Below are 13792 nucleotides of genomic sequence, written 5' to 3' on the forward strand. Positions count from 1 at the left end.
AATATTCAAAACCAATTTATTCTATGTACCGATATTTTTTATAACCCATTTCCATATTAAGCACCCCTGCTCACGAATTAATGCAAAGGACAATTGCCATGAATATTTCTGATAACAGCCCACAAGGCCAACTTTCGTCTCAACAGTTTTATCGTCAATACAGTGCCAATGCTTTACTTCCTGAACTAGATTGGCAAAGTATTTTCCCTCACAGCAAACTTAATGAAGCACATATCAAAGCGTTAAATACAATTTATCAGTCTGCTGTCCCCCTCGCACTCAATGTATTCCACGACCTAAATTTTGATGTATTTGCACCTGCGGCTTATCATCCGCAAGGACTAGGCTTGTTTGATAAATTGGCACAACAAGAAGAAAACTTCTTAAAAGTTCTTAGTGCTGAAAGTGAAAATCTTGACCATGACACACGTCATCAAATCTGGAGCATGCTACTCCGTGGCGGTGCGGTTTTGGTTTTCAAAGCTTGGCTTGGTCATGTCAAACTCGGCGAAAACCAGTTAGATATGACTCAGTTTGATGAGCTTTCTGACTTGCTCTTTATTAAGACACCTCCACATCAACTTGCTGAACGACTACATGTTGATGAAAAAGCAAAACTTGACCATATCTTCTTGATGTATGGCAATGATATTTTCTTGGATCGTTTCAACAGCCTAGAAACAGCTGCTCTGTTTGTTGATTTAGGTGTTTATGATGCAGCCTTCCTAAGCTTACGTGATGACCGTGTGGCTGAATATTTAAAAATGAAAGGCTATGTGACTCAAGAACAAATTGATGATTTGCAATGTGCACTTAACCCGTTGTACTGCGACAGCCTAACACCTAAGCAAGATTGCCTTGCTTAAATGACACCCATAAAAAAGACCTCAATCGAGGTCTTTTTTCTTTTTAGATTTTCTTATCTTCAATATTGAGTGCACTAATAGCCAATACGGCTTGTGTACGGTTTTGCACACCTAATTTTCTAAAGATAGCCGTTACGTGGGCTTTAATCGTTGCTTCTGAAACATCAAGCTCGTATGCAATCTGCTTATTTAACAAACCTTCCGCAACCATCATCAAAACACGGAATTGCTGAGGTGTTAGAGATTGAATACGTTCAGCTAAAGCAGTTTCATCTGCTGCTCTTGGGTCAAGGTTAAGATTAGATGGCAAGTTAGGTGGTAACCAGATATCACCTTCTAAGACTTGACGAATCGCTTCGCCAATATGACTTGGATGAGCCGACTTAGGAATATAACCCATCGCACCATGAGCAATTGCACGCTGAATGATTGAAGTTTCTTCATGTGCAGAAACAACAATAATCGGAATAGATGGATACTGTGCTCTTACATAAACCAGAGCCGAAAAGCCTGAAGCACCCGGTAAATTTAAATCGAGTAATACTAGATCAGGTTCTGCCCCATTTTCCAAACGCTCATAAAACTCATCAACCGAGGCTGTTTCATGGATTTGTGCCTGTGGCAGGCTATAACGTACTGCTTGAATTAAAGCATGACGAAACAAAGGATGATCATCAACGATTAAAATATTCATAAGCGATTAAAGTAATCTTGAGCATAAGTATGGCCTATTGTAACCCTACTATTTAGATGAAAGATACGTTCATCTTATCCATTTTTATGCAAAATGTTGATAAATGTAGAACTTAGCCAAGATTTTCAGATGTTTTTTAACTTTTAATCAAAATTAATCTGTTTTTTATATAAGCTTCCTTTTTATTATAAAAAATATATCACCTATAATTATATAAAATAAAAACAATAGGTTAATATAAAAATAAAGTATAAAAATCCACTATTTATCTTTTATATTTAAAACTGATAAGGTTGACCAATTTCGTTATTTTACAGTTTACCGTCGTTGTTGATTAATAAGTCTAATCTCTTGTTTTAGGCTTAGGAACCAAATTATGACTGGTATCACATCACCAAAACCTTTAAATATTGTTGCCGTTTCTGGTGGCTTAAATACCCCATCTAAAACGGAAAGTCTGGTTCAAGCCATTCTTGATGAGTTATCCGAAGCAATCGATATTAAAGTTCACTTCATTAAATTAAGCGAAATTGGACCTTTATTAGGGGGTGCATTTTATCGCAACCAACTTCCACAGCGCGTACAAGATGATCTTGCAGCAGTTGAAGCAGCAGATGCTTTAATTGTAGGTACACCTGTTTATCGTGCCTCTTTTACAGGTCTTTTCAAACATTTCTTCGATTTTGTTGAACAAACTGCGTTGGTCGATGTACCTGTGCTTTTAGCAGCATCAGGCGGTAGTGATCGCCATGCGCTGGTACTCGAGCATCAACTTCGACCGTTATTTAGCTTCTTCCAAGCACAAACTTTACCGATTGGTGTATATGCGACCGATCGTGACTTTACTCCTGAATATACGGTGAAAAGCGAGCAATTATCAGATCGTATTACCTTAGCGGTAGCACGTGCATTGCCAATTTTAGAATGGGCACCAGCAAAAGGTAAACGTGCTGAGGTGGTTAAACCTAAATCACAGCAGGCAAATCAAGAGCTTGGTATTAACAAGCAAATTGAACAAGAAGAAGTATTACCTTCAGCAGCTGTACCAGATCTTGATGCGGCAGAGTCCCGTTTGCATCACAAGTCTGGCAAATCATTAACGCATGTTGCCTAAGCGCAATAGAGCTAAATAAAAAGAACGAATTGGGAGAGTGAACCATGACGCAATTACAACAACCAATTAAATTTGCTTATTGGGTACCAAACGTAAGCGGTGGCCTTGTGGTGAGTAACATCGAACAACGTACAGACTGGAGTTATGACTACAATGTTCGACTTGCACAGGCTGCCGAAAACAATGGTTTTGAATATGCGCTCACCCAAATTCGTTTTACGGCGGGGTACGGGGCAGAAAACCAACATGAATCTGTAAGTTTCAGTCATGCATTACTGGCAAAAACTGAAAAACTTAAAGTCATTGCGGCGATTCTGCCCGGCCCCTGGAAACCGGCACTTGCAGCCAAACAACTTGCAACGATTGATTATCTAACCGAAGGCCGTATTGCCATTAATGTGGTGAGTGGCTGGTTCAGAGGTGAGTTTGATGCCATTGGAGAAGAGTGGCCTGAGCATGACGAACGTTATGTTCGCTCTGAAGAATTTATTCGTACGCTAAAAGGAATCTGGACCACAGATAACTACAGTTTCGATGGTAAATACTATCAGTTCCAAAACTACACACTTAAACCAAAACCTCTGCAAAAGCCTTATATCGAAGTATTTCAAGGCGGTAGCTCACGTGCCGCACGCGACATGGCGTCTCGTGTATCTGATTGGTATTTTACTAATGGTAATACTGTCGAAGAAATTCAAAAACAAGTTGAAGACATTCGCACCAAAGCAAAAGCCAATAATCATTATGTCAAAATTGGGGTAAACGCTTTCATTATTGCCAGAGATACCGAAGAAGAAGCAAAAGCAGTACTTCACGAAATTATTGATAAAGCCAACACTGAAGCCGTAAATGCGTTTGGTGATGCAACTCGCGAAGCGGGTGCGGCTTCCCCAGAGCAACAAGGCAACTGGGCAAAATCAAGTTTTGAAGATTTAGTGCAATATAACGATGGATTTAAAACCAATTTAATTGGTACACCACAGCAAATTGCAGAGCGGATTGTGGCGCTTAAAAATGTAGGCGTTGATTTGATTCTTTCAGGATTCTTACATTTTATTGAAGAGGTGGAATATTTTGGAGAAAAGGTTCTACCACTTGTTCGCCAGTTAGAACTTCAACAGGAAAAGGAGGTAGAAATTCAAGCTAAATCAGCCTAAAACCCCAGTTAAAACAGCGCAAGATAATAAAAACAATAAATTAAAAATAAAGAATTTATTGGCTCCAAGACTCGGCTTGGAGCCTTTATTTTTTAAGATTTCTCAACTTCTCGAATCACAGTTTCAACTGAGTAACGGCACCATTTGGAAAGTTTCTCTATAAATTCATTTAATGCTATGTGTTCAAAATGGCTTACGATCATATAGCAAGCATTGCCCATGACTTTAAAACATTCATCAATTTGTTCATATTGTTTGACCAAATTTTCAATTTCTTCAAATGCGCGTTGTTCATTTAAATGCAAATGAATAAATTGTTTATATGAATACTGCACGGCAATCGTGTAATTTTTAATCACCCCAGCATCCATCAACTGAGCAATTCGAGCACCCACTGCCTGCCCTGTCCGGTGCACGCGTTGCCCAATTTCTTTATTTGTGAGGCGGGAATCTTGTTTAAGCAATGCAATAATTTTTAGATCGATCGGGTCTAATTCAATATTCATTTTTCATGGCGAAAGAAAACGAGCGGTAATGCTTTCATCTGACTATAGCCGATTTTTCAAGCAGAGAATAATCTTGTTGTATCTCATATCAACAAGAGTAATCTCATGAAACAAGCATTATTAGTTATCGATGTACAAAATGATTATTTTAAAAATGGCAAAATGGAATTGGTTGGGCCAGAGCAAGCGCTAGAAAAAATAAAACAACTTGAACAATATTTTAGCGAGAAAAACTTGCCCATCATTTACGTACAACATATTAATCCACCACAAGCGAGCTTCTTTCAAGAAAATACTAACGGTGTTTTACTTCACCCTGAACTTAGTGCTCACGATGAGTCATTGATCGTGACAAAGCATTATCCAAACAGTTTTTTAGAAACCAATTTAAATGAACTTTTAAAAGCACATCAAATTGAGCAACTCGTTATTACAGGCATGATGACACACATGTGTATTGATTCAGGTACACGTGCAGCCAAAGAACTTGGCTATCAACCGATCTTAATTGCAGATGCAACCGCAACTCGCGATTTAAGCCATGACGGAAAAACTGTAAAAGCTGAAGACGTACAAACCGCTTTTTTAACTGCGCTGAGTACATTTGCAAATGTACAAAATACTGCTGACTTTTTAGGAAAGTCTTAAATAAAGCCCAATAAAAAAGCCCCTATCGGGGCTTTTTTATTAAAATGTTATTTTTGTCTATCGGGATAAACTGTGGCGATTAACTGATCTACCACAGCAGGTTCAGCCAAGGTAGAAGTATCACCTAAACTATCCAATTCATTCGCTGCAATTTTTCTTAAAATACGGCGCATGATTTTACCCGAACGCGTTTTAGGTAATGCTGGTGCCCAGTGTAATGCGTCAGGTGAAGCTACTGGCCCAAGTACTTTACGGACCCAGCTAATTAACTCTTTACGTAGTTCTTCCGACTCTGGAACGCCTGCTTGCAAAGTCACAAAAGTACAAATACCCTGCCCTTTAATATCATGTGGCATCCCTACTACCGCAGCTTCGGCCACGGCTTCATGTGATACCAAAGCACTTTCAATTTCAGCCGTACCTAAACGATGTCCCGAAACGTTTAAGACATCGTCAACACGACCTGTGATCCAGTAATAACCATCTTCATCACGGCGAGCACCATCACCCGTAAAATAAGTATTTTTAAAGGTCGAGAAATACGCTTCAATAAAGCGGTCCGGATCTCCCCAAATAGTGCGCATCTGGCCCGGCCATGAATCTTTAATCACCAGATTACCTTCAACTGCACCTTCTAGTTCATTGCCCTCACCATCGACAATGGCAGGTTGAATTCCAAATAAAGGACGTGTTGCAGAACCCGGTTTTAGGGCTGTTGCACCTGGTAATGGGGCAATCAAAATACCGCCTGTTTCGGTTTGCCACCATGTATCAACAATCGGGCAGCGGCCCTCGCCAACTACGTTGTAATACCAGTTCCAAGCCTCAGGGTTAATAGGTTCACCCACTGAACCGAGTAAACGTAAGCTGCTACGGTTACTTTCACGTACAAACGAATCACCTTCTCGCATCATTGCGCGAATTGCGGTTGGCGCTGTATATAAAATCGAGACTTTGTGTTTATCAACTACGTGACCAAGACGTGCCCACGTTGGGTATTGAGGCACCCCTTCAAACATTAAGGTCGTAGTACCATTTGCTAGTGGTCCATAAATGAGATAACTGTGACCTGTAATCCAGCCTACATCGGCTGTACACCAGTACACATCATCCTGTTTTAAATCAAAAACTTCTTTAAAGGTACTAGCCACATAAACTAAATAACCACCAGTCGTATGCAAAACACCTTTAGGTTTACCAGTCGAACCTGATGTATAAAGAATGAATAATGGGTCTTCTGCCTTCATCGGTTCTGGAGGACAGTTTGCATCAACCTCCATAATAATAAGGTGATACCACAAATCACGACCCGGCTTCATTTCGATCGGGTTGGCATTACGGTAAACCACAACTACATTTTCAACGCACTCTGTGCCCGGCAATGCTAAAGCCAAATCGACGTTTTCTTTAAGTGGTAAGAGTTTACCGGCACGTAGACTTGAATCTGCAGTAATCACCAATTTAGCTTGGCTGTCTTCAATCCGACTTGCTAAAGAATCTGGCGAGAAACCACCAAACACGACACAGTGAACAGCACCAATACGGGCACAGGCTAACATGGCAATTGCAGCTTCAGTGACCATCGGCATATACAGTACAACACGGTCGCCTTTACCAATGCCATATTTCTTCAAAACGTTAGCAAAGCGGCAGACTTCGTCGTGTAATTCTTTATAAGAAACGATTTTATGACGAGAAGGATGGTCACCTTCCCAAATAATTGCAGGTTTATGTGGATGTTCTTTAAGATGCCTGTCTAGGCAGTTTGCTGATACGTTCAACTCACCATCAGCAAACCATTCAATTTTGAAATTGTCTTTGTCAAAACTCGTATTTTTAACTTGGGTAAATGGCTTTATCCAATCGACAATTTTAGCTTGCTCTGCCCAGAATTCATCTGGGTTCTCGATAGAGTGTTGATAACGTTTAAAGTAGTCTGCTTCAACAGTACGAGCTGTCTTTTTAAATTCCTCTGGTACTGGATAGATCTCATTCATACGCAACTTCCTTGATCTTGTGCATCCCATCTCGAGACTGTGGCTATTATTTTACTGGATCTTATTTGTATGCCTTTTCAGTATGATGACTGTTTCAAAGCCTAGACAATGCGACTTTGGTCATATATTAACCACTTACTCAAGCATACGAAATTATGAACATTTTTATAAAATTAAGTTGATTTAAAACATTTGTCTATAGCTTTTACTTTTATAATTTTTTCAAGATTTGATGGTTTTGATCATCAACAAAGATTATTTTGTCTCTCATATGCAACTCAGGAATAAAATAATATGTTTGCCCAAACTAGCTCTTCACGCCCACCGCAACTCCCTTTAAAAGATAGTCCGTTTTCAATTCATGGGCGCTTTAATCGCATGAGCTATTTAGGCGGTTATGGGCTGATTTATTTAGTCACTCTCGTGGGCTATTTCATTTTGGCTTCATTTCTTGGAAGTTTTCAGCTTTCAAGCAATCTATTTAATTTTGAGTTTTATAGCTCTCTTTCTGGTGTTAGTGCCTTGATCGTCTGGGCTTTTTGGATATTTCTGATTTACTTAAATATTGTTCTCGTTGTTCGACGTTTGCACGATCTAAATAAAAGTGGCTGGATGGGTTTGCTATTATTCATTCCAGTTGTTCAGTTCTTTTTTATGATTTATTTACTGCTTGCATCAGGTACAGCGGGTCCCAACGAATATGGTCCAGCTCGACCATCTACATTTATAGAAAAACTTATGGCTTGGTTTATTTTATTGGCTATTTTAATTAGCCTTATTTCTACCGCAGGCTTTTTTTACTACTTCTCTGGTACCGATACTATAGAAACTCCGTCACAAATCTTACAAAAAGGAACGGAATACTTTTAATTAAAAAACACTTTATTATTTAGATGAACTCATTATAGTAGGCGCACATTTTATCTCCTACTATAATGAAAGCCGATCATCGCTTTCATCATTTTTTTAAATAGAGACTTGTCGTGGCTGATGAACAAAACTCCTTAACGGATGTTGCAAAAAATACAGGCGAACTTTTGCAAGAAGCAGGTACTAAAACCACACAAACGGTTTTAGCCCATACTGAAAAGTATCATGATGCCTATACCACCATTGATAAAATCGTGGATAGCTTCTGGGAGCGTGTGCCTTATATTTGTATTGCGATTATCGTCTTCGTTATTTTTTGGCTACTCACCAAATTATTTAAATTCTTTGTTCGTAAAACCTTAGAAAATCGCTCTTACACGCGTCAAAATCTGGTTCTTGTTTTAAACCGTGTCGGTAGCACAACAATTTTATTTTTTGGATTTTTAATTGCACTCGTCATCATGATTCCAGGGTTTACGCCGGGACAACTCATGAGTGCACTTGGGATTGGTTCGGTTGCAATTGGTTTCGCATTTAAAGATATTTTTCAAAACCTGCTCTCAGGTATTTTGATTTTATTAAGTGAACCATTCCGTATTGGTGATTCAATCGTGGTGAATTCACTTGAAGGAACTGTTGAAGATATTCAAATTCGTGCAACATTCTTACGCTCACCAGATGGACGCCGTATCGTTATTCCAAATGCCACTGTTTATACGAGTGCATTAACTGTAAATACAGCTTATCAACAACGACGCTGCGAGTTTGTAGTCGGAATTGGATATGATGACGACGAACAAAAAGCCAAGCAGATCATTTTAGATATTCTTAATAATGACCGAAATGTACTCAGTCAACCGGCTTTCTCGGTTAACGTTACAGCTTTGGCAGATTTCTCGGTTAACCTGACTGTACGTTGGTGGGTTGATACCACTGAAACAGATATGTCGTCATCTATCAGTACAATTCAAGCTCAAGTAAAACAAGCTTTCAATGACAACGATATTAATATTCCTTACCCAATTCAGGAATTAAAAATGGCTGCCAACCAGCCACTTTTAACCCCAGAAACATCAACTAAAGAGACGACCTAAAATATAAGAAATAGACGTTTCAGTTCTTAAAATACGGTTGCCTAAGCTCACAGCTTGGCAGCCGTTTTTTGTGAGCAAATCAACTTCATAAGGAATAAAGCCGCCTTCAGGTCCCACGATTACGCTACACGCATGTGGAATATTGAATGGCATACTTTGCTCGGCATAAGGATGAGCCACATAAGCGGGGCTTTCCTTTGAAATTAAGCTTGGCAAAACATCTTCAACAAAAGGTTTAAAGCGTTTGTATATTTTAATTTCAGGAACAATCGTATCGCCTGCTTGCTCAAGGCCTAAAGTTACATAGTTATCGAGTTGTTGTAAAAATGGCGTTTGCCAATAGCTCTTATCTACACGATAACTATGAATCAAACTAATTCTTTCAACCCCTAAAGTCACACTGTCCATAATTAAACGGCGTAAAACTTTGGGCCTTGGTAAAGCTACGATTAAATGAACCGGAAGTTTTGCAGGTACAGCTTCTGCATTAATAGGACGTATACAAACTTCATGCTCATTAATCGAAACAATTTCAGTGATATAACGTGCGCCATTACGAATACCAACTTTTAAATTTTGGCCAACCGTAATATCAAGATGTTCACGTAAATGCTGTAATTGGCGCTTTGAACGGATTGACCATAACTCTGACTGAACATCTTCAGGTTCTAGCAAAACGATATTCATGATTTTTCGGCCAAATACCGATTAATTACGCCAATATGTTTCTGTAATGAACCTTGGTTACGCTGCAAGACTTTATGCGCCTGCTCAACCATTTGTTGAGTCTGATCAGGTTCAGCTAAACATGCCATCCAGATTGCTACGACTTGCTCAGCATCTTGGGCAATGAGCACTCCATTTTCATCAATGAATTCATCAACAATAGTTTGGAAATTAAAGTAACGAGGCCCGATTACGGTCGGCACATTTAAAACCATAGGCTCTAAAATATTATGCCCACCACCCGGTTCATTAAGCGATCCACCCACGAAACACACCTGACTTAAGGCGTACCATAACCAAAGCTCACCCATGCTATCCGCTAGATAAACTTGTGTACTGGCATGAATACTATGATTCATACTTCTACGATGAGTGACGAGATCTAAGTTTTTGGAAATTTCAAAGACTTCGTCGAAACGTTCAGGATGTCGAGGTACGACAATACAAACTAAATCTGGATCTGATTTTAAATAAGGTGCAAGCGCTTCTAAAATTTGTTGTTCTTCGGGCGCATGTGTACTGGCAATTGTCAGGACTTTACGCTGTCCCAAATACCATTGTTGTTGTAATTGCTCAGCCTGATTTATAAAAGCTTCAGGTGCATGAATATCAAATTTAATATTTCCAACTACCTGACTTTTTTGTTGATCTAAACCAAGCTCGACATAGCGTTGGCGAGTCGCATTATCTTGTGCCAATACCCAGTCAATTTGTTTCAGCATTCCTGCTGTTAGACCTGAAATGCGGCTATAACCTTTAGCTGATTTTTCTGATAATCGCGCATTTAATAATAAACAAGGAACCTGTTGTAATTTGGCTTGATCAATTAAATTTGGCCAAAGCTCAGTTTCAACCAATGCTAAAAGTTTTGGCTGGTACAACTCAAAAAATTGTTTTAAAAGATGTTTTTGGTCAACAGGCAAATAAACTGCTTGAAATAAATCTAAATAAGGCGCTTTTAAAAATAATGATTTGGCACGTGCCTGTCCTGTTTTCGTTGTGTTGGTCACTAATACAGGCTGGCCAAGTTTAAGATAATGCTCGATTAAAGGCTGTGCAGCATTGGTTTCTCCAACCGAAACAGCATGGAACCAAATTGCTCTCACATTTTTCGGAGTTTCAAACGGCCCAAATCTTTCCAGACATTCCTGATGATATAGTTTCTGGCTTTCTGCACGTTTTTTTATCCGCCAGTGGTAAAAAGGTTTTAATAAATGGAGTGCGGTGTTGTACCAAAAAGGGGTCGCCAAGCGGTTTGCCTCAAATCATCAAAGTTTTAAACTGGGGAAAATATAACATAGATAGAAAAAATGGCAGAGTTTCGATACCTAAACTCTACCATTACAAGAAAAGCGATTTACTGAATTCAGAAATGGATGAAGTCAGCAAAACATCATTTCAAAGAATCTTATGAAGCTTCTAGTGTTGGATAGTCTGTATAACCTTCAGCACCTTTCGCATATAAAGTTGTTGGTTGAAGCTCGTTTAGTGGCAAATCTTGCTCTAAACGCTGTAAAAGATCTGGGTTAGCAATATATGCCTTACCAAAAGATACAGCATCTGCCTGATCTTCACGCAAGATACGTTTTGCTGACTCTGGTGTGAGGTTCTCATTGGCAATCCATACACCATTAAATTTTTCGCGGAGTTTAGGGCTAATACTGTCAGCAGCTTCATATTCACGAGAGAAAATGAAAGCTACATTACGTTGGTTAAGCTGTTCAACCACATAGCCAAACGTTGCTAACGGGTTTTCATCACCCATATCGTGTGAATCACCACGTGGTGCAATATGTACACCTACTCGGCCAGCGCCCCACACTTCAATAAATGCATCAACCACTTCTAATAATAAACGTGCACGGTTTTCAACAGGACCACCGTATTCGTCATCACGTTGGTTGGTATTACTTTGAAGGAACTGGTCAATTAAGTAACCATTTGCAGCGTGTAACTCAACACCATCAAAACCAGCTGCTTTAGCTAATTCTGCTGAATGTTTATATTGAGCGACCACCTCTTTCACTTCTTCTAATGAAAGCGCACGCGGTTTTACATACGGGCGTTTAGGGCGTAATAGGCTCACTTCACCCGCAGGTTGAATCGCGCTTGGTGCAACAGGAATATCACCATCTAAAAGCTCAGGATGCGAAATACGGCCTACATGCCAAAGTTGAACTACAATTTTGGAACCTTGAGCATGAACTGCCTCAATAATTTTATTCCAAGCTTGTGCTTGCTCTTCTGACCATAACCCCGGGGTATCTGCATAACCCACAGTTTTTGAACCAATTACTGTTGCTTCAGTCAAAATTAGACCAGCATTTGCACGTTGTTGATAGTATTCAACCATTAAATCATTAGGTACTCGGCTTTCACCACTACGCGCACGCGTTAATGGAGCCATGACCAATCGATTCTTGATTTCAAAATCACCAATCGTTAAAGGAGTATTGAGTTCAGCCATAATCGCCTCGACTTACACTTTTAATAATTTAAAGTGTTTGTTTTAAATGTTCGATATATTGCTGAATCAAAGCTTCGTTACGTGAAAAATAAGACCATTGACCATATTTTTGGACCTGAATAAGCCCCGCCTGTTGTAATACAGACAAATGATTAGACATCGTAGACTGAGCTACTTTACCCAAACGTTCAATATGACCTGCGCAAACACCCTTCTCAAAACTACCACCACATTCTTCAATCGGTAAATAATGTGCAGGTTCTTTTAACCATTGCAAAATTTGCCGACGAAGAGGATTGGAAAGGGCTTTGCTAATTGCATCAATATCCATAGGCTCAACACGTCTTTTAAACGAACAAAGCTTTGTTCAGCATTTCGAAAACATAATATCGCATTTTTTCGATATTCATATCTATTTTTTCCGATATTCATATCGTATTTTTTCGATTAACATTCGAAGGCTGAACTGCTTTGCCGTTTTAATCGCTAAAAATCCAAGAGTTCTACATATTCATAGATGAACTGTATTTAAACTAAAAGTTCAGCAGACTCCTATAAACCTTGCTTTAAACTCGCTTCGATAAAACGATCAAGGTCACCATCAAGAACAGCACCTGTATTAGAGTTTTCTACACCTGTGCGTAAATCTTTAATACGAGAATCGTCTAATACATATGAACGAATTTGGCTTCCCCAACCAATATCAGACTTCGAGTCTTCTAGAGCTTGAGCCGCTTCATTACGTTTTTGCATTTCTAATTCATACAAACGCGCACGTAACTGTTTCCATGCGTGGTCACGGTTAGCATGTTGCGAACGTTGGTTCTGACACGCCACCACAATACCTGTTGGAATGTGAGTCAAACGTACAGCAGAGTCGGTTTTGTTAATATGCTGACCACCTGCACCCGATGCACGGTAGGTATCAGTACGAACATCAGAAGGATTAATATCAATTTCAATATTGTCATCAACTTCTGGTGAAATAAATACCGCAGAGAATGAAGTATGACGGCGGTTACCACTATCAAATGGTGATTTACGGACTAAACGGTGTACGCCTGACTCTGTGCGTAACCAACCGTAGGCATATTCACCTTCAACACGAATCGTTGCTGATTTAATACCAGCGACATCGCCATCAGACACTTCCATAAGTTCTGCTTTAAAGCCATGACGTTCAATCCAGCGCATATACATACGTAATAGCATAGATGCCCAGTCTTGTGCTTCGGTACCACCTGAACCTGATTGAATCTCTACATAACAAGGATTCGGGTCCATAGGGTTGCTAAACATACGACGGAATTCAAGTTTAGCTAGTTCATCTTCAGCCGCACCAAGCTCTGATTGAACATCCTCAAGCAAGCTCTCATCGTCAGCTTCTACAGCCAAATCCAACATCGCTTTTGCATCGTCAAGCTGTGTAGATAAGCCATCCAATACATTAATAACGTTTTCTAGTTCGCCCTTTTCTTTCGCCATTGCCTGAGCACGGCTTTGATCGTTCCAGATCGCAGGATCTTCTAACTCACGTAAAACTTCTTCTAAACGTTCTTTTTTCAGATCGTAGTCAAAGATACCCCCGTAGTGTTTGGCTACGATCAGTTAAGTCTTTCAATTGGTTTAGATAAGGATTAATTTCCACGTGAG

The 13792-nt window shown here is 39.5% G+C and carries 14 protein-coding genes; 6 read left to right on the top strand and 8 right to left on the bottom strand.

Annotation, left to right across the window (positions count from 1 at the left end; genetic code table 11):
- Positions 1-98 precede the first annotated feature (98 nt).
- Positions 99-866 carry a hypothetical protein gene (locus KTI78_RS08705; protein WP_262445829.1) on the top strand — a complete coding sequence of 256 codons (768 nt, stop codon included), beginning with the start codon at positions 99-101 and terminating at the stop codon, positions 864-866.
- Positions 867-909: 43 nt separating this feature from the next.
- Here the strand turns inward: KTI78_RS08705 and KTI78_RS08710 are convergent, their stop codons facing one another.
- Complete coding sequence (locus KTI78_RS08710; protein ID WP_002122041.1) at positions 910-1560, bottom strand: response regulator; 651 nt, start codon at positions 1558-1560, stop codon at positions 910-912.
- 376 nt (positions 1561-1936) lie between these two features.
- On the opposite strand from KTI78_RS08710, the gene msuE reads away from it, so the two are divergent.
- On the top strand, positions 1937-2674 hold the full coding sequence (gene msuE, locus KTI78_RS08715; RefSeq protein ID WP_016142782.1) for an FMN reductase: 738 nt from the start codon (positions 1937-1939) through the stop codon (positions 2672-2674).
- A gap of 44 nt (positions 2675-2718) precedes the next feature.
- Positions 2719-3831: a dimethylsulfone monooxygenase SfnG gene (gene sfnG / locus KTI78_RS08720; RefSeq protein ID WP_262445830.1), complete on the top strand. Its 1113-nt coding sequence runs from the start codon at positions 2719-2721 to the stop codon at positions 3829-3831.
- A gap of 92 nt (positions 3832-3923) precedes the next feature.
- Here the strand turns inward: sfnG and KTI78_RS08725 are convergent, their stop codons facing one another.
- Positions 3924-4337, bottom strand: a complete 414-nt coding sequence (locus KTI78_RS08725; RefSeq protein ID WP_262445831.1) for an Lrp/AsnC family transcriptional regulator — start codon at positions 4335-4337, stop codon at positions 3924-3926.
- Between the two features lie 105 nt (positions 4338-4442).
- On the opposite strand from KTI78_RS08725, the gene KTI78_RS08730 reads away from it, so the two are divergent.
- Positions 4443-4985, top strand: coding sequence for a cysteine hydrolase family protein (locus tag KTI78_RS08730; protein ID WP_016142779.1), 543 nt, complete (start codon positions 4443-4445; stop codon positions 4983-4985).
- A 47-nt stretch (positions 4986-5032) separates the two neighbouring features.
- On the opposite strand, the gene acs is transcribed toward KTI78_RS08730, so the two are convergent.
- Positions 5033-6982, bottom strand: coding sequence for an acetate--CoA ligase (gene acs, locus KTI78_RS08735; protein WP_016142778.1), 1950 nt, complete (start codon positions 6980-6982; stop codon positions 5033-5035).
- 294 nt (positions 6983-7276) lie between these two features.
- Between acs and KTI78_RS08740 the strand changes: the two genes are divergently transcribed.
- On the top strand, positions 7277-7852 hold the full coding sequence (locus tag KTI78_RS08740) for a DUF805 domain-containing protein (RefSeq protein ID WP_016142777.1): 576 nt from the start codon (positions 7277-7279) through the stop codon (positions 7850-7852).
- A gap of 113 nt (positions 7853-7965) precedes the next feature.
- Positions 7966-8946 (top strand): mechanosensitive ion channel family protein, encoded by a 981-nt coding sequence (locus tag KTI78_RS08745; protein WP_224992157.1) that lies wholly within the window; start codon positions 7966-7968, stop codon positions 8944-8946.
- Here the strand turns inward: KTI78_RS08745 and KTI78_RS08750 are convergent.
- The 5 genes from KTI78_RS08750 to prfB form a co-directional block, all read right to left on the bottom strand.
- Positions 8926-9633, bottom strand: coding sequence for a 16S rRNA (uracil(1498)-N(3))-methyltransferase (locus tag KTI78_RS08750; protein ID WP_224992158.1), 708 nt, complete (start codon positions 9631-9633; stop codon positions 8926-8928). The two genes, KTI78_RS08745 and KTI78_RS08750, sit on opposite strands and share 21 nt — an antisense overlap.
- Positions 9630-10922, bottom strand: coding sequence for a 3-deoxy-D-manno-octulosonic acid transferase (locus KTI78_RS08755; RefSeq protein WP_262445833.1), 1293 nt, complete (start codon positions 10920-10922; stop codon positions 9630-9632). Before KTI78_RS08755 ends, KTI78_RS08750 begins: the two co-directional genes overlap by 4 nt.
- A 158-nt stretch (positions 10923-11080) precedes the next feature.
- Positions 11081-12139 carry an alkene reductase gene (locus KTI78_RS08760; protein WP_262445834.1) on the bottom strand — a complete coding sequence of 353 codons (1059 nt, stop codon included), beginning with the start codon at positions 12137-12139 and terminating at the stop codon, positions 11081-11083.
- 28 nt (positions 12140-12167) lie between these two features.
- Positions 12168-12470, bottom strand: a complete 303-nt coding sequence (locus KTI78_RS08765; protein WP_017399836.1) for an ArsR/SmtB family transcription factor — start codon at positions 12468-12470, stop codon at positions 12168-12170.
- Positions 12471-12691: 221 nt separating this feature from the next.
- Positions 12692-13787 (bottom strand): peptide chain release factor 2 gene (gene prfB, locus KTI78_RS08770; protein ID WP_155237660.1). Its coding sequence is split into 2 segments (ribosomal slippage): positions 12692-13714 and positions 13716-13787, totalling 1095 coding nucleotides; the frame shifts between segments, so codons are not numbered across the junction.
- Positions 13788-13792 lie beyond the last annotated feature (5 nt).

It is taken from the genome of Acinetobacter sp. WU_MDCI_Abxe161, assembly GCF_025514355.1.
Lineage (GTDB): Bacteria > Pseudomonadota > Gammaproteobacteria > Pseudomonadales > Moraxellaceae > Acinetobacter > Acinetobacter pittii_E.